Below are 22,813 nucleotides of genomic sequence, written 5' to 3' on the forward strand. Positions count from 1 at the left end.
AGTCTGGTCAGTTCAAGTCTAGTCAAATCTGACAAAGCCCCCGCGGGCGACCGCGGGGGCTTTTTGTTGACGTCAGACGCCAATCTTGTTCAATGCGGCGCCGATCCATTCCGGGTGGAGAAAGATGACTGTCGTTCGATTTCAGGTTGCGGCCGTTTCGGCCGCGCTCGCGTTGTGCACTGCGGTGAGCAGCCCGGCACTGGCGCAAAAGAAATACGACAGCGGCGCTTCCGATACCGAGATCAAGATCGGCAACATCATGCCCTATAGCGGGCCGGCCTCCGCCTATGCCGCGATCGGCAAGGCCGAGGAAGCCTATTTCAACAAGATCAATGCCGAGGGCGGCATCAACGGCCGCAAGATCAAGTTCATCTCCTACGACGACGGCTATTCGCCGCCGAAGACGGTGGAGCAGGCGCGCAAGCTGGTCGAGAGCGACGGCGTGCTGCTGATCTTCGGCTCGCTCGGCACCTCCACCAACGGCGCCATCCGCAAATACATGAACGAGAAGAAGGTGCCGCAGCTGTTCGTGGCGAGCGGCGCCTCCAAGTGGAACGATCCCAAGCAATATCCGTGGACCATGGGCTGGCAGCCGAGCTACGCCAGCGAGGCGCGCATCTACGCCAAATACATCATGAAGGAGAAGCCGGACGCGAAGATCGGCGTGCTCTACCAGAACGACGATTTCGGCAAGGACTATCTGAAAGGGCTGAAGGACGGCTTAGGGGCCAAGGCGTCGATGATCGTGCTCGAAGACAGCTACGACACCTCGGAGCCCGCGATCGATGAGCATGTCGTGAAGCTGAAGGCCTCGGGCGCCGACGTCTTCCTCAGCATCACCACGCCGAAATTCGCCGCGCAGGCGATCAAGAAGGCGGCCGAAATCAACTGGCATCCGGTCCACATCATCTCCAACGTCTCGGCGTCGGTCGGCGGCGTGCTCGAGCCCGCGGGCCTGGAGATCTCGCAAGGTATCCTGTCGGCGAGCTACACCAAGGACGGCTCCGACCCGCAATGGAATGCTGATGACGGCATGAAGAAGTTCTATAGCTTCCTCGCGCAGTACGACCCCAAGGCCAACAAGCTCGATGCCGGCGTGGTGTTCGGCTATGCCGCGGCCCAGACCATGGTGAAGGTGCTGCAGATGTGCGGCGACGAGCTCACCCATGAGAACGTCATGAAGCAGGCCGCTTCCTTGAAGGATTTCGAGCCCGACACGCTGCTGCCCGGCATCAAGATCAACACCTCCGCCGATAATTTCGCCCCGATCGAGCAGCTCCAGATGATGCGGTTCAAGGGCAGGAAATGGGAGCTGTTCGGCGACATCATCTCGAGCGAACTCGGCCATTGAAGCCGCGCAACTCAAAATCGCCTCCGATCGGTTAATCAACTCAAGACAGCGGCGACTTCTCGCAGTCGCACACGAGCGCGCGCCGGTCATTGACTACTAAAGGAGCAGCCCCTGCGACACAGCCGCGGGGGCTTTCTGTTGAAGGCTCCCGGTAAATCGTATTGAATTGCGGCCGCGCCGCCAAAAATCATCAAGCCAAGAAAAGGGACGCACACACACCAAGAAAATAGGGAGATAGGAATGCCCGCTGTCACCGGCAAACTTGCGGCCGCGTCACTGGCGCTTGCGCTCATTGCGGCCTCGGCCTCCACTGCATCGGCCCAGAAGAAATACGATACCGGCGCGACCGACACCGAAATCAAGATCGGCAACATCATGCCCTACAGCGGACCGGCCTCCGCCTACGGCATCATCGGGCGGACCGAAGCCGCCTATTTCAAGAAGATCAACGACGAGGGCGGCATCAACGGCCGCAAGATCAATTACATCTCCTATGACGACGCCTACTCGCCGCCGAAGACGGTGGAGCAGGCTCGCAAGCTGGTCGAGAGCGACGAGGTGCTGTTCATCTTCAACTCGCTCGGCACGCCGCCGAACTCGGCGATCCACAAATACATGAACTCGAAGAAGGTGCCGCAGCTGTTCGTCGCGACCGGCGCCACCAAGTGGAACGATCCGCAGAACTTTCCATGGACGATGGGCTGGCAGCCCAATTACCAGAGCGAGACGCAGATCTATGCGAAGTGGCTGCTCAAGAACAAGCCGGACGCCAAGATCGCGGTGCTTTACCAGAACGACGATTACGGCAAGGACTATCTCAAGGGCCTCAAGGACGGCCTGGGCTCGAAAGCTGCATCGATGATCGTCATCGAAGAGAGCTACGAGACCTCCGAGCCGACCATCGACAACCACATCGTCAAGCTGAAGTCGACCGGCGCCGACGTCTTCATGAACATCACGACGCCGAAATTCGCCGCGCAAGCGATCAAGAAGAATGCCGAGATCGGCTGGAAGCCGCTGCACTTCCTCAACAACGTCTCGGCCTCGGTCGGCAGCGTGATGAAGCCGGCCGGCTTCGAGAACGGTCAGGACATCATCTCGGCCGACTATCTCAAGGACGTGTCGGATCCCGCGTGGAACAACGATCCCGGCATGAAGGAATTTCTGGCGTTCATGACCAAATACTTCCCCGAGGGCGACAAGCTCGATAAGGGCACGATCGTCGGCTATGCCGTGGCGCAGACACTGGTCCAGGTCTTGAAGCAGTGCGGTGACAATCTCACGCGCGAGAACGTCATGAAGCAGGCGGCGAACGTGAAGGACTTCCGCACCGAGGCGCTGCTGCCGGGCGTGAAGATCAACACCTCGCCGACCGATTTCGCGCCGATCAGCCAGCTTCAACTCGAGAAGTTCAAGGGCGAGAAGTGGGAGCTGTTCGGAGACGTGATCAGCGCCGACGTCGGCGGCTAACCCCAAACGACAGAGAGCCCCCTGCGCGGCCATCGCAGGGGGCTTTTGCTTGCGCGCGGATTATGATTACGCGATTGCACAATCGAATGATGGTAAAGCCCGCTTACGCTTTGGCGCCTGATGCGGTAGGCAGGGAGCCGGCGATTTTGTCGCCATCATTTCAGTTCGCTGAAGGCCTTCGCCATGACCGACCGACGTCCCCTCCTCCGCGCGCTCTACGACGCCGCCGTTGCCGCCGCCCATCCCAGCACGATTCTGGCGCCGCATCTGCGGCCCGCGCCGAAAGGGCGCGTGATCTGCCTCGCCGCCGGCAAGGGCGCGGGCGCGATGGCCGCGGCCGCCGAGCGGCATTATCTCGACACGCTCAAGCTCGCGCCGGAGCGCCTCGTCGGCATCGCCACCACGCGCCACGGCTACGGCGTGCCGACCCGCCGCATCCGCGTGGTCGAGGCCGGTCACCCCGTGCCGGATGAGGCCGGCCTGAAGGGCGCCGCCGATACGCTTGCGCTCGCAAGCGAGGCTGGGCATGACGATCTGCTGCTGGTGCTGCTCACCGGCGGCGGCTCGGCAAATTGGATCGCGCCGGTGGACGGCATCAGCTTCGCGCAGAAGCAGGCAGTCAACAAGGCGCTGCTCCGCTCGGGCGCGCCGATCGGCGAGATGAACACGGTCAGGAAACATTTGTCGCGGATCAAGGGCGGCCGGCTGGCGCGCGCCGGCAAGAATGCCGCCGAGATCGTGACGCTCGCGATCTCCGACGTGCCGCACGACGATCCGTCCGCCATCGCCTCCGGCCCCACGGTGCCGGACCCGACCACGCTGGCGGATGCGCGCGCGATCGTCGCGAAGTACAAACTCGCCATCGACGACGCCGTCCGCCGCGCGCTCGACGATCCCGCCAACGAAAGCGCCAAGCCTGATGATGCCGCCTTCGCGCGCGCGCATTTCGAGCTGATCGCGCGGCCCAAGCAGTCGCTCGACGCCGCGGTGAAGCTCGCCAGGGAAGCCGGCTACGAGACCATCGATCTCGGCGCCGATCTCGAAGGCGAGGCCCGCGAGGTCGCCGCCGATCACGCCAGGCTCGCGCTTCAGGCACGCGCGCAGGGCAAGCGCCTTGCGATCCTCTCCGGCGGCGAACTCACCGTCACCGTGCGCGGCCATGGGCGCGGCGGCCCCAACCAGGAATACGCGCTGGCGTTAGCCTCCCTGTTGAAGGACACGCCTGACATTTCCGCTCTCGCCGGCGACACCGACGGCGCCGATGGCGGCGCCGGCCATCCCACCGATCCCGCCGGCGCGCTGATCGATGCTGCGACGTTCGCGAAGATGAAGGCGCTGGCGCTTCAGCCGCAGGCGTACCTGGACAACAACGACGCGACGACGTTCTTCGAGGCGACCGGCGATCTGCTGATGCCGGGACCGACGCTGACGAACGTGAACGATATCAGGGTGATTTTGGTGGATTGAGGCGCCTGCCCAGGTCTCGCCGTCATTCCCCGCGACCCGGCTACGCCAAGGCTTCGCCGGGGTTGAGGTCCAGGGGCGCCGAAGCTTTAGCGTAGGCGGCAGGCGGGGAATCCAGTACGCCGCGGCCTATCGGTTCGATCACAAACGTCTCGGAGTACTGGATCGCCCGGTCAAGCCGGGCGATGACAGCCGGGCCTCAAAACTCGTTCGCGATCTTCGAGAGCATCCCGATCAGGGCTTCGCGGTTGGACTGCCCGAGCAGCTCGTTCAGCCGGGACTCGTGCTTGGTGGCGACGAGCTTTTTCGCCCGGGTCAGCACGGCCTTGCCCTTGTCGGTCAGCACCAGGATGTGCGAGCGGCGGTCGTTGGTGGAGCGGATCCGCGCGCAAAGGTCGCGGCTCTCCAGATTGTCGAGCATCGCCACGAAGTTCGGGCGCAGGATGCCCAGCGTCGAGGCGATCTCGGTCTGGTTACGGCCCGGATTCTTCTCGACCAGCAGCAGCACGGAAAACTGCGCGGGCGTGAGCTGGAGCGAGGCCATGCAGCGCAAAAAGTTCTCGAACACCTTGAGCTGCGCCCGCTTCAGCACGTAGCCGAGCTGCTCGGAGAGCTCGCCAAGCTGGAGGGCTTCGGGCTGGGCCTCGGCCGCGTCCTTGCGGCCCTTGGCCGCGTCGCCGGGCTTTTCAGAAGACTTTTCAGCGGCTTTGGAAACGGTCATCGCCTCGTGCTCGTGATCCCGCTAAATTCGGGGCGGGTCGTCCGCCCACCCTTGAAGTTATATTTGATAATTGTTATGGACCATATCAAATATCGTCAGCGTTTCAATGGCTGTGAGCGGACCGTCCACCGCAATTGCGGAAGCCGGTCCCGATCTTTGAGGGGGAGCGTCCGGTCTTGAATACCACCATCATGCTGTTCCTGGTACAGGACGGCATCACCAATGGCGCGATCTACGCGCTGCTCGGCCTGGCGCTGGTGCTGGTGTTCGCCGTCACGCGCGTCATCCTCATTCCCCAGGGCGAATTCGTCACCTACGGCGCGCTGACCTATGCCTCGCTGGCCGCGGGCCAGATGCCGGGCACGGCAAAGCTCGCGCTGGCGCTGGGCATCGGCGCCTTCGTGTTCGACCTGTTCGTGGCGCGCAAGGCGCTGCACGGCCGCGTGATCGTGCGCAGCCTCGTCACCAACGTCGTGCTGCCGGCCATCGTGCTGGCGCTGACCATCTACTTCGCCGCCCAGAAGCCGCCGGTGGCGGTCTGCATCGCGCTGTCGCTGGTGATCGTGGCGATGATCGGCCTCTACCTCTACCGTATCGCATTCCAGCCGCTGGCGCACACTTCCGTGCTGGTGCTGCTGATCGCATCGGTGGGCGTCCACCTCGCGCTTCAGGGCCTCGGCCTCTTGTTCTTCGGCGCCGAAGGCCAGCGCGGACCTGCCGTGCTATCAGGCGCCTTCACCGCCGGTGCACTGCGCTTCACCGGCCAGAGCATCACCGTCTACGCCATCACCGTCGCCTTCATCGTCGGGCTCTGGCTGTTCTTCGGGCTGACGCTCTACGGCAAGGCGCTGCGCGCGACCGCCGTGAACCGGCTCGGCGCCCGCCTTGCCGGCATCCGCACCACGCTGTCCGGCCAGATCGCCTTCCTGCTGGCCTCCGTCATCGGCGCGCTGTCGGGCATCATGATCGTGCCGATCACGACGCTCTATTACGACTCCGGCTTCCTGATCGGCCTCAAGGGCTTCGTCGCCGCGATCATCGGCGGCCTCGTCAGCTATCCGCTCACCGCCGTCGCGGCGCTGGTCGTCGGCATCGTCGAGGCGTTCTCGTCCTTCTACGCCTCCAACTACAAGGAAGTGATCGTCTTCATGCTGCTGATCCCCGTGCTGCTGCTGCGCTCGCTCGCCGCGCCGGCGGTCGAGGAAGAGAAGGACTGACGCGCATGCAGGGCCGGCTTCCCATCCTCGTCTTCGCGCTTCTGATGGCGGCGATCCCGTTCGTCCCGGGCATGCCGCCGTTCTGGATCGTGCTGCTCGACAATATCGGCCTTGCCGCCCTCGTCGCGATGGGCCTCGTGCTGCTCACCGGCGTCGGCGGCCTGACCTCGTTCGGCCAGGCGGCTTTCGTCGGCTTCGGTGCCTACACCACCGCGGTGCTGTCGACGGCCTATGGCCTGTCGCCATGGCTGACCTTGCCGCTGTCGCTGCTGGTCAGCGGATCGTTGGCGGTGCTGCTCGGGCTGGTGACCGTCCGTCTCTCCGGGCACTATCTGCCGCTCGGCACGCTCGCCTGGGGGCTCGGCCTGTTCTATCTCTTCAGCAAGCTGGAATTTTTGGGAAGAAACGACGGCATCTCGGCGATCCCGCCGCTGTCGATCGGCTCATTCAAGATGCTTTCGCCCGGCTCGATCTATTACGCGATCTGGGTTGCCGTGATCCTCTCGGCCCTGCTCACGATGAACCTGCTGGATTCCCGCACCGGCCGCGCCATCCGCGCGCTGCGGCGCGGACACGTCGCGGCCGAAGCGTTCGGCGTGCACACGCCGCGCGCGAAGCTCCTGGTGTTCATCCACGCCGCGGTGCTCGCCGGCCTCTCCGGCTGGCTCTACGCGCATCTCCAGCGTGCAGTGAACCCGACGCCGTTCGGCGCGCAGGCCGGCATCGAATATCTCTTCATCGCGGTGGTCGGCGGCGCCGGCTATGTCTGGGGCGGCGTGCTGGGCGCGGCGATCGTCGTGGTCCTGAAGGAGGTGCTGCAAAGCTATCTGCCGCTGATCCTGCCGGGCTCCGGACAGGTCGAGACCATCGTGTTCGGCATCATGCTGGTGGCGCTGCTCCAGCTTGCGCCCGGCGGCGTCTGGCCCTGGCTGATGTCGTTCCTGCCCGAGCGAACCAGCGGCAAGAAGCCGGACACCTCGCTGAAACTGGAGCAGCGCACCCGCGCGGCCGGCCAGTCCGGCGTCCTGCTCCAGGTCGAGAAGGCGCGAAAGCAGTTCGGTGGCGTGATCGCGGTCAACAACGTCTCCTTCGACGTGCAGGCGAAGGAGATCGTCGCGCTGATCGGACCGAACGGCGCCGGCAAGAGCACGACGTTCAACCTGATCACCGGCGTCCTGTCGGCGACCTCAGGCTCGATCTCGGTGCTTGGCAAGAAGGTCGACAGGGCGCCTCCGCAGGAGATCGTCAAGCTCGGCATCTCCCGCACCTTCCAGCATGTGAAGCTCGTCCCCGATATGACCGTGCTGGAGAATGTCGCGATCGGCGCGCATCTGCGCGGCCATTCGGGACCGATCTCTTCGATGCTGCGGCTCGACCGCGCCGATGAAGCGAGGCTGCTCGCGGAGGCCGCCCGCCAGATCGAGCGCGTGGGCCTCGCCGAGCAGATGCATCAGCTCGCGGGCTCGCTCTCGCTCGGCCAGCAGCGTATCGTCGAGATCGCAAGGGCACTGTGCGTCGATCCGATGCTGCTGCTGCTCGACGAGCCGGCCGCCGGCCTGCGCCACATGGAGAAGCAGCGCCTTGCCGCGCTGCTCCGCGAATTGCGCGACGGCGGCATGAGCGTGCTTCTTGTCGAGCACGACATGGGCTTCGTGATGAACCTCGCCGACCGCATCGTGGTGCTCGATTTCGGCACCAAGATCGCGGAAGGCACGCCCGCCACGATCAAGACCAATCCCGAAGTGATCAAGGCCTATCTCGGAGTGGCGGCATGAGCGCGCTGTTGTCCGTCGCCGACGCACATGTCGCCTATGGCAAGGTGGAGGCCGTGCGTTCGGCCTCGCTCGAGGTCGGCGCCAACCAGATCGTCACCATCGTCGGGGCCAATGGCGCCGGCAAGACCACGCTGCTCTCCGCCATCATGGGCATTTTGCCGCTGAAGGGCCGCGTCGCCTTCGCCGGGCAGGATTTGTCACGGCTCGACATCGAGGACCGCGTCGCGATGGGGCTCGGCCTCGTTCCTGAGCACCGCGAGCTGTTCGTGACCATGAATGTCGAGGACAATCTCGAGCTGGGGGCCTTCCGCACCGAGCGCAGCAAGGCGAAAACCTCGATGGAGCGCGTCTACACGCTGTTTCCGCGGCTGAAGGAGCGGCGCAAGCAGCTCGCGGGCACCCTCTCCGGCGGCGAGCAGCAGATGCTCGCGATGGGCCGTGCGCTGATGGGCGAGCCGAAGCTGTTGATGCTGGACGAGCCGAGCCTCGGCCTCGCCCCGATCATCGTCGCCGACATCTTCCGCATCGTCACTGAGCTGCGCGCCAGCGGCGTCTCAGTGCTGCTGGTCGAGCAGAACGCGCAGGCCGCGCTGAAGATCGCGGACCAGGCCTATGTGATGGAGCTCGGTGAGTTCGTGCTCAGCGGCAAGGCCAGCGAGATCGCCGCGAACGAGAGGGTGGCGGCGAGCTATCTCGGCTTCCAGCACGAAGGCGCGAGTGTGATCTGAACTCTTCTGGCTCCTCTTCCTTCTCCCTCCGCGGGAGAAGGTGGCATAGGCGGTCTTCGGCCGCCGTTCTTCAGAACGCCGATGCTTCGCATCGGCTATGGCGCTTGATGAGGGGCTCTCTCCACGAATGACGACGTGGGACCATCGCCTGCGGAGAGAGACCCCTCACCCGTCTCGCGGCTACGCCGCGAGCCACCCTCTCCCACAGTGGGAGAGGGTGTACCGTGCGAGCCGTACTAGCTTTCGCTTGAAGGCAGACTCGCTTTTCCCTTCAACGCCGCGACCTCCGCTTCCAGCTCCGCGATCCGCTGATCCCTCGCCGCCAGCGCTGCCGCGACGTCCGGCGCATCGAACTTCTGCGGAATGTGCTGCGGGCAGTTGGTGTCCCACGCTGCGATCTTGAACAGGATCACCTGCTCAGGGCGCGCGCGGTAGCCCTTGGGCATCAGCGACGTCGTCATCGCCTCATCGTCCTCGACGACGCGAGCCTCGCCCCAGATCTTGACGCGGCGGCGATGGGCGTAGTCCATCACGAAGATATAGGCCTTGGGATTCTCGGACAGGTTTCCCTGCGTGATGTATTGCCGGTTGCCGGCGTAGTCCGTGAAAGCCAGCGTCTGCTTGTCCAGCACCTTCAAAAACCCCTTCGGGCCGCCGCGGTGCTGGATGTAGGGCTGGCCATCGGCCGAGGCGGTGGCGAAATAAAAGCTGTTGGCGTCGGCCAGGAACGCCGCGAGGTTCTCATCGACCTCGGTGCGCCAGCCGCGCTGCTCGGCATGAGCATAGCCCTCGCGTGATCCCTTTCGGGTCTGGATCGATTTCACCGCCGGCGTGAACGCCACGTCGCTGGCGTAGGTGTGAGTTGCCGTCATCGGAACATCTCCTGAAATCCCGGCGCATCCCTGCGTCTTTCGCTCTCTAAAATGGACCTTCCGGCGGGCAAAACAATCTGGCCACTTGACACTTCATCATTGCAGTATATGCAATAATTCCATGGACCGCCTCGAAGCCATGCACGTCTTCGTCACCGTCGCCGATCTGCGCGGCTTTGCGCCGGCGGCGCGCAAGCTGCAGCTGTCACCTTCGGCCGTGACGCGGCTGATCGCGGCGTTGGAGGAGCATCTCGGCGCGCGGCTGCTGCAGCGCACCACCCGGCAGGTGAGATTGACCGATGTCGGCACGCGCTATCTGGAGCGCGCGCGGCGCATCCTCGCCGATGTCGAGGAGGCCGACGGCTCCGCGCGCGAGGAGCGCAACCGGCCGAGCGGGCGTCTGGTGGTGTCGGCGCCCCTCGGCTTCGGGCGGCTGCATGTCGCGCCGGTCATGACCGATTATCTCAAGCGCTATCCGGAGGTCACGGCCGAGCTCAGGCTCTCCGACAACCTCGTCAATCTCGTCGAGGACGCGGTCGATGCCGCGGTGCGGATCGGCCATCTCGCCGATTCTTCGCTGGTCGCACGCCAGGTCGGCGAGATGCGGCGGATCACGGTGGCGACGCCGGGCTACCTGAAGCGCCACGGCGAGCCGAAGACGCCACAGGAATTGCTCGCGCACCAGACCATCGCGTTCGGCCCCTACGCCAATTGGCATTTCGTCCAGGACGGCCGCGATATCGAGTGGACGCCGACGCCACGTTTTGCCAGCAACAGCGTCGACGCCGCCCTGCAATATGCAGAAGCCGGCGGGGGCATCACGCGGGTGCTGGCCTATCAGGCCGCGGAGGGCCTGAAGCGCGGGCGGCTGAAAATCGTGCTGGCGAAATACGAGCAGCCGGCGCTGCCGATCCACATCGTCTATCCGACCTCGCGTTTGCTGTCGGCCAAGGTGCGGGCGTTCGTCGATCTCGTGGTGGAGACGGCGGAGTGGCGGTTTGGGTAGGGTCTCGTGTCCCGGACGCGCGGCAACGTGAAACGTTGCGGCGCAGAGCCGGGACCCAGAAGGCCAGAGCATGGGCTGCGGATGGATGGGTCCCGGCCCTGCGGAGCGGCACTTCGCGCCGCACCGCGTCCGGGACACGGAGAGACTATCCCTTCTTCGGCACCACGCGGAACATCCCGCTGGCGCGCGCAATCACGACGTCGTCGGCCTTTGCGAGACTCTGCGCGAAACAGATCGTCTTGCCGGTCCTGATCACGTCGCTCTCGATCGCGAGCCACTGGCCGATCTCGGCGGAGCCGACGAAATCGACCGTGAGCGAGATCGTGACGAACGAGGTGGTCCAGTTCGTCATCTGCGCGCAGCTATAGCCCATGGCGTTGTCCGCGAGTGCGGCGATGAGGCCGCCATGGATCAGGCCGCGGCCGTTGGTGTGCGGCCTGGCGAGACGCAGGCCGATGATCACGGCCTTGTCGGTCTTTTTCGCGTAGAGCGGCTCCCACGGCTCGGTGAGCGGACTCTTGCGGGAAAGCGGCTCGAAGCCGTCGGGGATGTCGGTGTCGGTCATGGCGTGTCTCGCGTTGCTGGCTGGCGCCATTGAACGCGATGGACGTGACGGACGCATCACCTACAAAGTTTTAAACGGAATTTGCGCGGGTGTTTGAAATGGGCGTCGTCGTTGCTCCACACCGGCTGTCATCGCCCGCGAAGGCGGGCGATCCAGTATTCCAGAGACGGCTGTCGTATTCGGAGAGGTCACGGCGTACTGGATGCCCCGCCTTCGCGGGGCATGACAGCTGTTGTCAAAACGGCAGCCCCACATAGTTCTCCGACAGCGACGTCATCGCGGCCTGTGACTGCGTGAAGTAGTCGAGCTCGGCGAGCTGGATGCGCCCGCCGATGGTGCCGGTGTCGGGGAATTTGTGCAGCATCGAGGTCATCCACCAGGAGAAGCGCACCGCTTTCCAGACCCGCGCCAGCGCCGTGGCGGAATAGGCGTCGATGCCGGCGTTCGATTTCTCGTCGTAGAATTCGCGGAGTGCGTTCGACAGATAATGCGCATCGCTGGCAGCGAGGTTCAGCCCCTTCGCGCCGGTCGGCGGCACGATGTGGGCGGCGTCGCCGCACAGGAACATCCTGCCGAACCGCATCGGCTCGGCGACGAAACTGCGCAGCGGCGCAATGCTCTTCTCGATCGAGGGGCCCGTGACCAGACTGTCGGCCGCCTCCTGGTCGAGCCGGCGCTTCAATTCGTCCCAGAAGCGGTCGTCCGGCCATTGGTCGACATGGTCGTCCAGCGCGCACTGCACATAGTAGCGGCTGCGCTTGGTCGAGCGCATGGTGCAGAGCGCGAAGCCGCGGGCATGGTTGGAATAGATCAGCTCGTGGCTGACCGGCGGCGTCTCCGAGAGGATGCCGAGCCAGCCGAACGGGTAGATCCGCTCGAACTCCTCGATCGCCGTGGCCGGGACGCTGGCGCGGCTGACGCCGTGAAAGCCATCGCAGCCGGCGATGAAGTCGCAATCGATCGTGTGGGTGACCCCGTCCTTGACATAGGTGACGCGCGGCCGACTGCCGTCGAAATCATGCGGCTGTACGTCCTTGGCCTCGTAGACCGAGGTGAGACCAGCGGCCTTGCGCGCGTTCATCAGGTCGAGCGTGACCTCGGTCTGGCCATAGATCATGACCGTCTTGCCGGTCGCGGCCTTCATATCGATGCGGTGACGGCGGCCGGAAAAGGCGAGCTCGATGCCTTCATGCACCAGGCCTTCGGCATGCGCCCGCGCGCTGGCGCCGATCTGGTCGAGCAGCGCGACGGTTCCCTCCTCCAGGAGGCCGGCACGGATGCGGCCGAGCACGTAGTCCGGGCTCTGCCGCTCCAGAATCACATTGTCGATGCCGTATTGGTGCAGCAGTTGCCCAAGCAACAATCCGGCCGGCCCGGCCCCGATGATTGCGACTTTTGTCCGCAATACTTGCTCCTCCCGATCCTGTAGGTTTTCGCCGCGGCTCGCTTGTCGCAGTCGTCCGCGCAAGATAATTATATCATATAATCGTTGGGCAAAAGGGGAGTGCGGCCGAGCAGCGACAAATCCATGCAACATGGCTGACGTAGATGACGCGGCGGCACGCCGCGCCAGTTCCGGCTTGAACGCGCCGGCAAATTAGATAACATGTTAATTAATGAGACCGGGCCATCGAAGCCCGCCGTCGAAACAGGGAGAGACGACCGATGAGGAAAGCCTGTCTGGCGTTGCTGCTGGCAGCAAGCGTGAGCCCCGCGTTCGCGCAGGACAAGACCTTCGACCTGAAGGTTTCGCACTGGGTGCCGGCCTCGCATCCGCTGCAGAAGTCCCTGGAAGAGTGGGTGGCCGCGGTGAATAAGGATTCCGGCGGCACCATCACGGGCAAGGTGTTTCCCGCCCAGCAACTCGGCAAGGCATTCGACCATTACGACATGGCGCGCGACGGCATCGCCGACGTCACCTACGTCAATCCCGGCTATCAGCCCGGCCGCTTCCCGATCGTCGGCGCCGGCGAATTGCCGTTCCTGATCTCGGACGCCAAGGGCGGCTCGATGGGCCTGGACGCCTGGTACCGCAAATATGCCGAGAAGGAGATGAAGGACGTCAAATACTGCCTCGCCTTCGTCCACTCGCCTTCGTCGTTCCATTCCAAGACGAAGAAGATCGTGATGCCGGAAGACGTGAAGGGCCTGAAGATCCGTCCCGCGCACGCCACCATGGCGAATTTCGTCACCTCGCTCGGCGGCACCAATGTGCAGTCCTCCGCGCCCGAAGTGCGCGACATCATCGAGCGCGGCGTCGCCGACGGCGTCACCTTCCCCTGGGGCTCCCTGGTGCTGTTCGGCATCGACAAGGTGACCAAGTACGACATGGAGGCGCCGCTCTACACCACGACCTTCGTGTTCGTGATCAACAAGGACAAGTACAACGCGATGTCCGACAAGCAGAAGGCCGCGATCGACAAGAACTGCTCGACCGAGATGGCCGGCGTGGTCGGCGAGCACTGGGGCAAGTTCGAGGATGCGGGCATCGACAAGGTCAAGGCCGAAGCCGGCCACGAGGTCTACAAGCTGACGCCGGAGCAGACCGCCGCCTGGAAGAAGGCCGCCGAACCGCTGGTCAAGACCTGGGGCGAAGGCGCCAAGAAGGCCGGCGCCGATCCCGATGCCGCGCTCGCGGACTTGAAGGCCTCGCTGAAGAAGTACAACGCGCTGGCGGAGTAGGCGCCAAGCTGCGGCCGCGGCCAGCTCTCTTCTTCCCCCTCTCCCCGTTCTTACGGGGAGAGGGTTGGGGTGAGGGGCTGCTTCCGCAAAGATGCTGACAAATGGACTCGCGGAGAGTCCCCCTCACCCGGAATCCGCGCTACGCGCGAATTCCGGCCTCTCCCCGCAAGCGGGGAGAGGCGAAGGACCGCGGCTGGATCGAGAGCGAGAATGACATCACACGGGAAACTCCCATGAAGCGCTCCTGGATGGACCGCATCATCGACACGATCGAATGGATCGCGGCCGGCATCGTCGGCATCGTCGCGCTCGACATCTTCCTGTCGGTGCTGCTGCGCAACACGCTGAACTACTCGATCCCCGATTCATTCGACATCGGCCGCATGCTGCTCGGCATTCTCATTTTCTGGGGCATCGCGGCGACGTCCTATCGCGGCACCCACATCACTGTCGACCTCGTCTGGGGCAATGTCGGGCCGCGCTATCAGCGCTGGATCGACGTGTTCGCAACGCTGGTGCTGCTGTTCGTCGTCACCGTGCAGACCTGGACGCTGTTCGACAAGGTGCGCGGCACCTACAACGACAACGTCCAGACCTTTGACATGCACATGCCGACCTGGCCGTTCTTCGCGGTCGCGTGGATCGGTGATGCCGCGGCCGTGCTGCTGATCGCGATCCGCACCTACCGCCTGATCTTCCATCCCGAAGACATGCACGATCCCAAATTGAAGGCGACGGAGTAATCATGAGCACCGATGCCGTCGCCTTAATCGGCTTCGTTTCCCTGTTCGTCCTGATGCTGCTGCGCGTGCCCGTCGGCATGGCCATGGGCCTCGTCGGCGTGTCCGGCTTCGCCTATCTCGTCAACGGGACGGCGGCGCTGAAGCTGGTCGGCCAGACCTCGATGCGCACGGTCACCGACTACACCTTCGGCGTCATCCCGATGTTCCTGCTGATGGGCTCCTTCGTCAGCAATTCCGGCATGAGCCGCGAGCTGTTCCGCGCCGCCAACGGTTTCGTCGGGCATCTGCGCGGCGGGCTCGGCATCGCCACCGTCGGCGCCTGCGGCGGCTTTGCCGCGATCTGCGGCTCCTCCGTCGCGACCGCCGCGACTTTCTCCGCCGTCGCCTATCCCGAGATGCGCCGCTTCGGCTATCCGCAGTCGTTCGCCACCGGCGTGATCGCCGCCGGCGGCACGCTGGGCGCGATGCTTCCGCCCTCCACCGTGCTCGCGGTCTACGGCATCATCACCGAGCAGGACATCGGAAAGCTCTTCATCGCCGGCATCATTCCGGGCCTGCTGGCGATGACCATGTACATGATCACGATCTTCCTGATCGGTCATTTCCGCCCGGACTTCCTGCCCAAGGGCAAGGTGCTGCCGTGGCGCGAGCGCTTTGCGGGCCTGAAGGACATCTGGGCGCCGGTCTTGCTGTTCGTGTTCGTGATCGGCGGCCTCTACGGCCTGCCCTTCCTGCCGCGCTTCACGCCGACGGAAGCCGGCGGCGTCGGCGCCGCGGGCGCCTTCATCATCGGCGTCGTCACCGGGCGGCTCGACCGCGAGAAGATTTTGGCCTCGCTGCTGCAGGCAACGCGCACCGCGGCCGCCGTGTTCACCGTGCTGATCGGCGCGCTGATCTTCGGCTACTTCCTCACGGTGACGCAGACGCCGCAGAAGGTCACCGAATTCCTCACCGGTCTCGGCCTCGGCCCCTACGGCGTTCTGGCGCTGATCATGGTGATGTATCTCGTGCTCGGCTGCCTGATGGACGCCATGGCGATGATCATCCTCACCGTGCCGATCATTTTTCCCGTGATTACGCATCTCGGGTTTGACCCGATCTGGTTCGGCGTCATCATCGTGATGACCGTCGAGCTCGGCCTGATCCATCCGCCGGTCGGGATGAACGTCTTTGTCATCAAGAGCGTGGTGAAGGACGTCTCCTTCTCCACGATCTTCAAGGGCGTGATCCCGTTCGTGGCGACGGATCTGGTGCGGCTGGTGATTTTGATCGCGTTCCCGCTGCTGGCGACATGGCTGCCGACACGGATGATGGCGCACTAGTGAGCGCTTACGACGCGACGCGCTGTTGTCCCCTCTCCCCTCGTGGGAGAGGGTGGCTCGCCGCGATAGCGGCGAGACGGGTGAGGGGTATCCCTCGGCCCGCACACCTGCGTTTGCGGAGACAACCCCTCATCCGGCGCTTCGCGCCACCTTCTCCCACAAGGGGAGAAGGAAGATCACTGCGCTTGGCGCAATAGATTGGAGAGAAGCGATGAGCACACCGGCGCTCGAGACCAAATACGTCTTCACCATCACCGCCCGCATCGGCGACGTCGTCACCGCTGGCGAGACCGGCATCGGCGTCCGCCGTATCATCCCGATTATCGGCGGCGAGGTGACGGGCTCGATCACCGGCAAGGTGCTGCCGTTCGGCGCCGACTTCCAGACCATCCGCCCCAACGAGCTGATCGATCTCGAAGCAAAATACGCCTTCGAGACCGATGACGGCGCCATCGTCTACGTCGAGAACAAGGGCATGCGGTTCGGCCCGGTCGAGCTGCTGCAAAAGCTCAAGCGCGGTGAGCCGGTCGATCCGAAGCTGATCTATTTCCGCACGGTCCCGAAGTTCGAGACGGGACACGAAAAATATCGCTGGCTGATGGAGCACATTTTTGTCGGCTCAGCCGCACGCCATGCGGATCGCGTGGTGATCGACGTGCATCAGGTGGTGTGAGGAATCGGTCTTTGACCCGGGGCGGACCTGGTTCAGAATGTGATCTGCGCTAAGTTGTGCAGACCACGGGAGTCCCACCATGTCTCTTATGGCTTCCAGCGAACCAGCCCCCCAGCACACCTTCGACACCGCCGAAATGGGCGCCATCGCCCATCTCTACCGCGGCGAGGTCTATCGCTCGACGATCTGGCGAACGCGGCTCGACAACACGACCAATTGGGCGATCGTCACGATGGGCATCGCGCTGTCGACAACCTTTTCGAGCCCGGAGGCTTCGCCTCTTCCACTCGTACTCGTCGGACTGCTCCTTGCCGTGTTCCTTGGTATGGAGGCGCGGCGTTATCGCTATTTCAATGTCTGGCGTGCCCGGGCTCGCTGGCTGGAGAGGAATTTCTATGCGCCAATCTTCACCGGTGAAACGCACGACGACAGCTGGAAGGCTATTCTGGCGCGCGACTACACGGCACCCCGCCACCACATTTCGTTTGTCCGAGCCGCGGGGCGGCGTTTGCGTCGCAACTACGTCTGGATTCTCGCCATCCAGGCCGCCGCCTATTACGGCAAGATCGCAATCCATCCGACGCCTGCATTGACCTTGATGGAATATATCGACCGCGCCGCCGTCGGACCGATTCCCGGCTGGGTCGTTCTGATCGTGGGCTTTGCCTACAATTTCGGATGGCTGGCGTTCGCGCTCGGCACAATGTGGCTCGACCAACGCGAGCACGGGACCAAGGGCGACCAGGTAGCGATGGGCTGATGACACCGGCGGTTACCCGTTCCTGGGGGAAGCCGAGGCGAGCGTAGCTGCCCCGCCGCTGGGGAGAGCCCCCTCCTTGACTCCCCCAGAATTCGTTATACAACATAACTATTCTGACAAGGACGCAAATGACACAGGGAAACGCCGAGACCGCTGACGCGGGCGCCTCCGGGCTTTTGAGGATCGAGCGGGCGGACCGGGTTTTGACCGTGGGCCTGAACCGGCCGGCCAAGCGCAATGCGCTCAATGACGGCATTATCCTCGAAATCGGCGAGTGCTTTGCCTCCCTGCCCGAGGATATCGGCGCGGTCGTCATCCACGGCATCGGCGATCATTTCTCCAGCGGTCTCGACCTCTCCGAGCTTCAGGATCACGACGCGACCGGCGGCCTCCTCCATTCCCAGATGTGGCACCGGGTATTCGACCGCATCCAGTACAGCCGCGTGCCCGTGATCGCTGCGCTCCGGGGCGCGGTGATCGGCGGCGGGCTCGAGCTTGCCTGCGCCGCCCATATCCGCGTCGCCGAGCCCTCGACCTATTTCGCCCTGCCGGAAGGCCAGCGCGGCATCTTCGTCGGTGGCGGCGGCTCAGTGCGGCTGCCGCGGCTGATCGGCGTTGCCAGGATGATGGACATGATGCTGACCGGCCGCGTCTACAGCGCGACCGAAGGCGCCTCCTACGGCTTTGCGCAATATGTGACGGAGGCCGGCAACGGGCTCGGCAAGGCGCTGGAGCTTGCGACCAAGGTCGCCGCCAACGCCCCGCTGACGAACTTCGCCGTGCTCCAGGCGCTGCCGATGATCGCGGAGGCCAATCCGCAGGCCGGCCTGTTGATGGAATCGCTGATGGCAACAGTTGCGCAGAGCGACAAAGAGGCAAAACGCAGGATCCGCGAATTCCTCGAACACAAGACCGCAAAGGTGAAGCCGAAGTCATGAGCGGACAGCCGTCCTCTTCCAGCATGGAGCGCGGCGCGAGCACTTCCCCGCTGCGGCCCATTTCGTTCGGCGATCCCGTCGTCAACATCGAGCGGCGCGACGACGGCACGATTTACCTGCGGCCCAAACAGCCGCTCGGCGACTATCCGGTCCGCCTCACCGACCGCCTGCATCACTGGGCGACGACGACGCCGGACCGCGTCTTCATGGCCGAGCGCGAAGGCGGCCGCGGTTGGCGCAAGATCACTTACGCCGAGCTGCTCGCCGCCGGCCGGCACGTTGCCTCCGGCCTGATTGCGCGCGGCCTGTCGGCGGAGCGGCCGGTCGTCATTCTCTCCGGCAATTCGATCGACCACGCGCTGCTGGCGTTCGGCGCGTTCTATGCCGGAATTCCGTTCTGCCCGGTGTCGCCGGCCTATTCGCTAGTGTCGAAGGATTACGGCAAGCTCTCTTACCTGATGAAGCTTTTGACGCCCGGCCTCGTCTTCGCCGAGGACGCCGGCAAGTTCGCGGACGCGCTCGCCGCCAATGTCTCTGATGGCACCGAGATCGCCGCGTCCTGGGGCAGCGTGCCGGGCCGCGACGTCACCCTGCTCGCCGACCTCATGGCGACGCCGCTCCACGGCGATCTCGACGCGATACACGACAAAATCGGCCCCGACACGATCGCAAAGTTCTTGCTGACGTCGGGCTCGACCGGCAACCCCAAGGCCGTCATCAACACCCAGCGCATGATCTGCGCCAACCAGGTGATGCTGCGCGAGACGCTCGCCTTCCTCAAGGACGAGCCGCCGGTCATCATCGACTGGCTGCCCTGGAATCATACCTTTGGCGGCAACCACAATATCGGGCTGACGCTCTACAATGGCGGCTCGATGTATCTCGACGCCGGCAAGCCGGTGCCTGGTGGCATCGAGGAGACCGTGCGCAATCTCCAGGAGATTTCGCCGACGGTCTATTTCAACGTTCCCAAGGGCTATGAATCGCTGCTGCCATATCTGCGCGACGACCAGGGCCTGCGCGCAAAGTTCTTCGACCGGCTGCACGCGATGTTCTTCTCGGGCGCAGCACTATCGCCGTTCGTCTGGAACAGCCTCGACGAGCTCGCGGTGAAGGAGAAGGGCTACCGCGTGCCGATGCTGACCGGCCTGGGCGCCACCGAGACCGCGCCGTTCTTCATGTCGGTCAATCCGCGCACCAGCCGCTCCGGCCATGTCGGCCTGCCCGTGTCGGGCAATGACGCCAAGCTGGTACCGAACAACGGCAAGATGGAAGTGCGCGCCAAGGGGCCGAACGTGATGCCCGGCTATTGGCGCCAGCCCGACATCACCGCAAAATCCTTCGACGAGGAAGGATTTTACAAGATGGGCGACGCGCTCAAGCCCGTCGATCCCGACGATCTCAATGCCGGCTTCGATTTCGACGGCCGCGTCAGCGAAGACTTCAAGCTCGGCAGCGGAACCTGGGTCAGCGTCGGCCCGCTGCGTGCGCGCTTCGTCGCGGCCTGCGCGCCGCTGGTGCGCGACGTCGTCATCGCCGGCATCAACCGCGACGAAATCTCCGCGCTGGTGCTGCTCGACCTCGATGGCTGCCGGCTGATCAACCCGACGCTGCCGGCCGACGATCTCACCGTCACCGCCCGCGACCGGCTGGTCCGTGAGGCCTTCCGCGAGCGCCTGACGCGCTTTCTGTCTTCGGCCACCGGTTCCTCGACGCGGATCACGCGCGCGATCCTGCTGGATACGCCGCTGTCGATCGACAAGGGCGAGGTCACCGACAAGGGCTCGATCAACCAGCGCGCGGTGCTCGAGCATCGCGGCGCGCTGATCGAGGAGCTCTACGCTGCCAATCCATCGGACCGTGTGATATCGGTCGGGTAAGAAACCATCGCTACAGGAGAACGCCATGTTGTTGAAGGATCAGGCAGTCATCGTTACCGGCGGTGCATCGGGACTGGGTGCTGCGACCGCGCGAAAGCTGGCGGCACAGGGCGCCAAGGTCGCGGTGTTCGACCTCAATGCCAAGCTTGCGGAGACCGTCGCCGCCGAGCTCAAGGGCGTCGCCGTGACCTGCGACGTCTCCGATGCCGCCTCGGCTGAGGCCGCGATCACACAGGCGACCAAGGCGCATGGACCCGCGCGCGTGCTGGTGAACTGCGCCGGCATCGGCGTCGCCAAGCGCGTGGTCGGCCGCGACGGGCCGATGGCGCTTGCCGATTTCGACAAGGTGATCAAGGTCAACCTCATCGGCACCTTCAACATGCTGCGCCTCGCCGCGACCGAGATGTCCAAGCTCGAGCCGCAGGCGACCGGCGAGCGCGGCGTCATCATCAATACGGCGTCCGTTGCCGCCTATGACGGCCAGATCGGCCAGTCGGCCTATTCGGCCTCCAAGGGCGGCATCGTCGGCATGACGCTGCCGATCGCGCGCGAGCTCGCGCAGTTCGGCGTCCGCGTGCTGACCATCGCGCCCGGCCTGTTCCTGACGCCACTGCTCGCCAACCTGCCGCAGGAAGCCCAGGACTCGCTCGCCGCCGCGATCCCGTTCCCGCGCCGGCTCGGCCACGCCGACGAGTTCGCCGCGCTCGCGCTGCACATGGTCGAGAATGCGTACCTGAACGGCGAAGTGGTGCGCCTCGACGGCTCGCTGCGCATGGCGCCGAAGTAAGGCGCAACGAAAGCAGGGCCATCGCATGTTCGTGAACCGGCGCGACGTCCAGATCCAGTGGGGCGACTGCGACCCCGCCAATATCGTCTATTACCCGCGCTATTTCGCGATGTTCGACGATTCGACGTCGACCCTGTTCGAGGTCGCCGGATTCTCCAAGCAGGATCTGGTCCGCAAATACGGCCTGGTGGGCATCCCCATGGTCGACACGCGGTCCAAGTTCTACATCCCCTCGACCTATGGCGACTGGATCACGATCGAGACGAAGATCGAGAGCATCAAGCGCTCGAGCTTCGAGGTGAAGCACAACGTCTACAAGGGCGAGGCGCTGGCGATCGAGGGTTTTGAGACCCGCGTCCTGGTCGGCCGCGATCCCATTAACCCCGACAAGCTGAAATCGGCACCGTTCCCTGCGGAAATGGTAGCCAAATTCACGGGAAGTTAGGTCTGGAGCTAAATCGCCGCATCACCAAAAGAGGGGGCTGAATTACCCCCCGATTTCTGCTTTCAAAGAAACACGTCAAGGGAGGAATAGATGAAACGCTTTTACCTGACCGCCGCCATCGCCGCGGCGACGCTTGCCCTGCCGGCTCTGCCTGCGCTGGCCCAGACCAGCGAAATCACCATCGGCATCACCACCACCACGACCGGCCCGGGCGCGGCGCTCGGCATTCCCGAGCGCAACGCGCTGGAATTCGTGCCGAAGGAGATCGGCGGCGTGCCGCTGAAGGTGATCGTGCTCGACGACGGCGGCGATCCCACCACGGCAACCACCAACGCCCGCCGCTTCGTGACCGAATCCAAGGCCGACATCATCATGGGCTCGGCGCTGACGCCGCCGACCATCGCGGTCTCCAACGTCGCTAACGAGGCCGGCATTCCGCATTTCGGCCTGGCGCCGTTCCCGATCACGCCTGAGCGCATGAAGTGGTCGGTGGCGATGCCGCAGCCGATCCCGATCGTGGGCAAGGTGCTGTACGACCACATGAAGTCGAAGGGCGTGAAGACCGTCGGCTATATCGGCTATTCCGACTCCTATGGCGACCTCTGGTTCAACGACCTGAAGGCGCAGGCGGTGCCGATGGGCATCACCATCGCCGATGAGGAGCGCTTCGCCCGCCCTGATACGTCGGTGACCGGACAGGTGCTGAAGCTCGTCGCCGCCAACCCCGACGCGATCCTGGTCGGCGCTTCCGGTACCGCGGCCGCGCTGCCGCAGACCGAGCTGCGCGAGCGCGGCTATCAGGGCCTGATCTACCAGACCCATGGCGCCGCCAGCATGGACTTCATCCGCATCGCCGGCAAAGCGGCGGAAGGCGTACTGATGGCCTCCGGTCCCGTCATGGACCCCGAGGACCAGCCGGACGAGGCCGCCACCAAGAAGCCGGGCCTCGCGCTCAACACCGCCTATGAGGCCAAGTACGGCCCGAACAGCCGCAGCCAGTTCGCCGGTCATTCCTATGATGCGTTCGAGATCCTCAAGCGCATCATTCCGACGGCGCTGAAGACGGCCAAACCCGGCACGCCGGAATTCCGCGAAGCGATCCGCCAGGCGCTGCTGTCGGAGAAGGAGCTGGCAGCAAGCCAGGGCGTCTACAACTTCACCGAAAAGGACCGCTACGGCCTCGACGAGCGCTCGCGCATCCTGCTCACGGTGAAGAACGGCAAGTACACGCTCGTGAGGTAAGGCGCGGCGAAAGTTTTGAGACGACGAGAGCCGGCCTGATGGGGCCGGCTCTTTATTTTTCTTCTGGGGCGAATTGCCTACCGAGGTCGTCATGCCCGGGCTTGTCCCGCCTGCGCGGCCGAAGCCGCTTCGGCGAGGCGAAGGCCCGGGCATCCACGTTCTTTGCACCGTA

21 protein-coding genes are annotated in these 22,813 nt (G+C 64.4%); 17 read left to right on the plus strand and 4 right to left on the minus strand.

Annotated features, from left to right (window positions below):
- The first annotated feature begins 124 nt into the window (after positions 1-124).
- From QJT78_RS09575 to QJT78_RS09585, 3 genes are all read left to right on the plus strand, one after another.
- A complete protein-coding gene (locus tag QJT78_RS09575) occupies positions 125-1,351 on the plus strand; it encodes an ABC transporter substrate-binding protein (RefSeq protein WP_038942469.1) in 1,227 nt (408 codons plus the stop codon).
- Between the two features lie 240 nt (positions 1,352-1,591).
- Positions 1,592-2,821 (plus strand): ABC transporter substrate-binding protein, encoded by a 1,230-nt coding sequence (locus QJT78_RS09580; protein ID WP_028151942.1) that lies wholly within the window; start codon positions 1,592-1,594, stop codon positions 2,819-2,821.
- Between the two features lie 183 nt (positions 2,822-3,004).
- Positions 3,005-4,288 carry a glycerate kinase gene (locus tag QJT78_RS09585; RefSeq protein WP_028151943.1) on the plus strand — a complete coding sequence of 428 codons (1,284 nt, stop codon included), beginning with the start codon at positions 3,005-3,007 and terminating at the stop codon, positions 4,286-4,288.
- 196 nt (positions 4,289-4,484) lie between these two features.
- Here QJT78_RS09585 and QJT78_RS09590 read toward each other — a convergent pair whose 3' ends face one another.
- On the minus strand, positions 4,485-5,006 hold the full coding sequence (locus tag QJT78_RS09590) for a MarR family transcriptional regulator (RefSeq protein WP_028151944.1): 522 nt from the start codon (positions 5,004-5,006) through the stop codon (positions 4,485-4,487).
- A 176-nt stretch (positions 5,007-5,182) separates the two neighbouring features.
- Between QJT78_RS09590 and QJT78_RS09595 the strand changes: the two genes are divergently transcribed.
- The 3 genes from QJT78_RS09595 to QJT78_RS09605 are packed head-to-tail and all read left to right on the plus strand — an operon-like array spanning position 5,183 to position 8,726.
- Entirely contained in the window at positions 5,183-6,223 is a 1,041-nt protein-coding gene (locus QJT78_RS09595) for a branched-chain amino acid ABC transporter permease (RefSeq protein ID WP_028151945.1), read from the plus strand.
- 5 nt (positions 6,224-6,228) lie between these two features.
- Positions 6,229-7,998: a branched-chain amino acid ABC transporter ATP-binding protein/permease gene (locus QJT78_RS09600; RefSeq protein WP_049807489.1), complete on the plus strand. Its 1,770-nt coding sequence runs from the start codon at positions 6,229-6,231 to the stop codon at positions 7,996-7,998.
- Complete coding sequence (locus QJT78_RS09605) at positions 7,995-8,726, plus strand: ABC transporter ATP-binding protein (RefSeq protein ID WP_028151946.1); 732 nt, start codon at positions 7,995-7,997, stop codon at positions 8,724-8,726. The genes QJT78_RS09600 and QJT78_RS09605 overlap by 4 nt, the downstream gene beginning before the upstream one ends.
- A 236-nt stretch (positions 8,727-8,962) precedes the next feature.
- On the opposite strand, the gene QJT78_RS09610 is transcribed toward QJT78_RS09605, so the two are convergent.
- Positions 8,963-9,598: a pyridoxamine 5'-phosphate oxidase family protein gene (locus tag QJT78_RS09610; RefSeq protein ID WP_028151947.1), complete on the minus strand. Its 636-nt coding sequence runs from the start codon at positions 9,596-9,598 to the stop codon at positions 8,963-8,965.
- A 121-nt stretch (positions 9,599-9,719) separates the two neighbouring features.
- Between QJT78_RS09610 and QJT78_RS09615 the strand changes: the two genes are divergently transcribed.
- On the plus strand, positions 9,720-10,604 hold the full coding sequence (locus QJT78_RS09615) for a LysR family transcriptional regulator (protein ID WP_038942471.1): 885 nt from the start codon (positions 9,720-9,722) through the stop codon (positions 10,602-10,604).
- A gap of 145 nt (positions 10,605-10,749) precedes the next feature.
- On the opposite strand, the gene QJT78_RS09620 is transcribed toward QJT78_RS09615, so the two are convergent.
- Positions 10,750-11,169 (minus strand): PaaI family thioesterase, encoded by a 420-nt coding sequence (locus QJT78_RS09620; RefSeq protein WP_028151949.1) that lies wholly within the window; start codon positions 11,167-11,169, stop codon positions 10,750-10,752.
- Positions 11,170-11,404: 235 nt separating this feature from the next.
- Complete coding sequence (pobA, locus tag QJT78_RS09625) at positions 11,405-12,574, minus strand: 4-hydroxybenzoate 3-monooxygenase (RefSeq protein ID WP_028151950.1); 1,170 nt, start codon at positions 12,572-12,574, stop codon at positions 11,405-11,407.
- A 260-nt stretch (positions 12,575-12,834) separates the two neighbouring features.
- Between pobA and QJT78_RS09630 the strand changes: the two genes are divergently transcribed.
- The 10 genes from QJT78_RS09630 to QJT78_RS09675 all read left to right on the plus strand — a co-directional run bounded on the left by QJT78_RS09630 (position 12,835) and on the right by QJT78_RS09675 (position 22,641).
- Entirely contained in the window at positions 12,835-13,851 is a 1,017-nt protein-coding gene (locus tag QJT78_RS09630; protein ID WP_038942472.1) for a TRAP transporter substrate-binding protein, read from the plus strand.
- 233 nt (positions 13,852-14,084) lie between these two features.
- Positions 14,085-14,594 (plus strand): TRAP transporter small permease, encoded by a 510-nt coding sequence (locus QJT78_RS09635; RefSeq protein WP_281460222.1) that lies wholly within the window; start codon positions 14,085-14,087, stop codon positions 14,592-14,594.
- A gap of 2 nt (positions 14,595-14,596) precedes the next feature.
- Positions 14,597-15,916 carry a TRAP transporter permease gene (locus QJT78_RS09640; protein ID WP_028151951.1) on the plus strand — a complete coding sequence of 440 codons (1,320 nt, stop codon included), beginning with the start codon at positions 14,597-14,599 and terminating at the stop codon, positions 15,914-15,916.
- Between the two features lie 211 nt (positions 15,917-16,127).
- Positions 16,128-16,589: a DUF3237 domain-containing protein gene (locus tag QJT78_RS09645; protein WP_028151952.1), complete on the plus strand. Its 462-nt coding sequence runs from the start codon at positions 16,128-16,130 to the stop codon at positions 16,587-16,589.
- A 79-nt stretch (positions 16,590-16,668) separates the two neighbouring features.
- Positions 16,669-17,349, plus strand: a complete 681-nt coding sequence (locus tag QJT78_RS09650) for a DUF2270 domain-containing protein (RefSeq protein ID WP_028151953.1) — start codon at positions 16,669-16,671, stop codon at positions 17,347-17,349.
- 128 nt (positions 17,350-17,477) lie between these two features.
- On the plus strand, positions 17,478-18,287 hold the full coding sequence (locus QJT78_RS09655) for a crotonase/enoyl-CoA hydratase family protein (protein WP_028151954.1): 810 nt from the start codon (positions 17,478-17,480) through the stop codon (positions 18,285-18,287).
- Positions 18,284-20,167, plus strand: a complete 1,884-nt coding sequence (locus QJT78_RS09660) for a feruloyl-CoA synthase (RefSeq protein ID WP_028151955.1) — start codon at positions 18,284-18,286, stop codon at positions 20,165-20,167. Before QJT78_RS09655 ends, QJT78_RS09660 begins: the two co-directional genes overlap by 4 nt.
- A 25-nt stretch (positions 20,168-20,192) precedes the next feature.
- The gene (locus QJT78_RS09665) at positions 20,193-20,954 is read left to right on the plus strand and encodes an SDR family NAD(P)-dependent oxidoreductase (protein WP_028151956.1); all 762 of its coding nucleotides are present in this window, start codon (positions 20,193-20,195) and stop codon (positions 20,952-20,954) included.
- 25 nt (positions 20,955-20,979) lie between these two features.
- Positions 20,980-21,399 carry a thioesterase family protein gene (locus QJT78_RS09670; protein WP_028151957.1) on the plus strand — a complete coding sequence of 140 codons (420 nt, stop codon included), beginning with the start codon at positions 20,980-20,982 and terminating at the stop codon, positions 21,397-21,399.
- Between the two features lie 90 nt (positions 21,400-21,489).
- Complete coding sequence (locus tag QJT78_RS09675) at positions 21,490-22,641, plus strand: ABC transporter substrate-binding protein (protein ID WP_028151958.1); 1,152 nt, start codon at positions 21,490-21,492, stop codon at positions 22,639-22,641.
- The last annotated feature ends 172 nt before the right edge of the window (positions 22,642-22,813 follow it).

Origin of the sequence: Bradyrhizobium sp. Mp27 (assembly GCF_029953005.1) — a bacterium.
GTDB classification, from domain to species: Bacteria; Pseudomonadota; Alphaproteobacteria; order Rhizobiales; family Xanthobacteraceae; genus Bradyrhizobium; species Bradyrhizobium barranii.

Coding starts and splice junctions, on each gene's coding strand:
- QJT78_RS09575 (WP_038942469.1), top strand. CDS start 125: ATGACTGTCGTTCGATTTCAGGTTGCGGCCGTTTCGGCCGCGCTCGCG.
- QJT78_RS09580 (WP_028151942.1), top strand. CDS start 1,592: ATGCCCGCTGTCACCGGCAAACTTGCGGCCGCGTCACTGGCGCTTGCG.
- QJT78_RS09585 (WP_028151943.1), top strand. CDS start 3,005: ATGACCGACCGACGTCCCCTCCTCCGCGCGCTCTACGACGCCGCCGTT.
- QJT78_RS09590 (WP_028151944.1), bottom strand. CDS start 5,006: ATGACCGTTTCCAAAGCCGCTGAAAAGTCTTCTGAAAAGCCCGGCGAC.
- QJT78_RS09600 (WP_049807489.1), top strand. CDS start 6,229: ATGCAGGGCCGGCTTCCCATCCTCGTCTTCGCGCTTCTGATGGCGGCG.
- QJT78_RS09605 (WP_028151946.1), top strand. CDS start 7,995: ATGAGCGCGCTGTTGTCCGTCGCCGACGCACATGTCGCCTATGGCAAG.
- QJT78_RS09610 (WP_028151947.1), bottom strand. CDS start 9,598: ATGACGGCAACTCACACCTACGCCAGCGACGTGGCGTTCACGCCGGCG.
- QJT78_RS09615 (WP_038942471.1), top strand. CDS start 9,720: ATGGACCGCCTCGAAGCCATGCACGTCTTCGTCACCGTCGCCGATCTG.
- QJT78_RS09620 (WP_028151949.1), bottom strand. CDS start 11,169: ATGACCGACACCGACATCCCCGACGGCTTCGAGCCGCTTTCCCGCAAG.
- QJT78_RS09630 (WP_038942472.1), top strand. CDS start 12,835: ATGAGGAAAGCCTGTCTGGCGTTGCTGCTGGCAGCAAGCGTGAGCCCC.
- QJT78_RS09635 (WP_281460222.1), top strand. CDS start 14,085: ATGAAGCGCTCCTGGATGGACCGCATCATCGACACGATCGAATGGATC.
- QJT78_RS09640 (WP_028151951.1), top strand. CDS start 14,597: ATGAGCACCGATGCCGTCGCCTTAATCGGCTTCGTTTCCCTGTTCGTC.
- QJT78_RS09645 (WP_028151952.1), top strand. CDS start 16,128: ATGAGCACACCGGCGCTCGAGACCAAATACGTCTTCACCATCACCGCC.
- QJT78_RS09650 (WP_028151953.1), top strand. CDS start 16,669: ATGTCTCTTATGGCTTCCAGCGAACCAGCCCCCCAGCACACCTTCGAC.
- QJT78_RS09655 (WP_028151954.1), top strand. CDS start 17,478: ATGACACAGGGAAACGCCGAGACCGCTGACGCGGGCGCCTCCGGGCTT.
- QJT78_RS09660 (WP_028151955.1), top strand. CDS start 18,284: ATGAGCGGACAGCCGTCCTCTTCCAGCATGGAGCGCGGCGCGAGCACT.
- QJT78_RS09665 (WP_028151956.1), top strand. CDS start 20,193: ATGTTGTTGAAGGATCAGGCAGTCATCGTTACCGGCGGTGCATCGGGA.
- QJT78_RS09670 (WP_028151957.1), top strand. CDS start 20,980: ATGTTCGTGAACCGGCGCGACGTCCAGATCCAGTGGGGCGACTGCGAC.
- QJT78_RS09675 (WP_028151958.1), top strand. CDS start 21,490: ATGAAACGCTTTTACCTGACCGCCGCCATCGCCGCGGCGACGCTTGCC.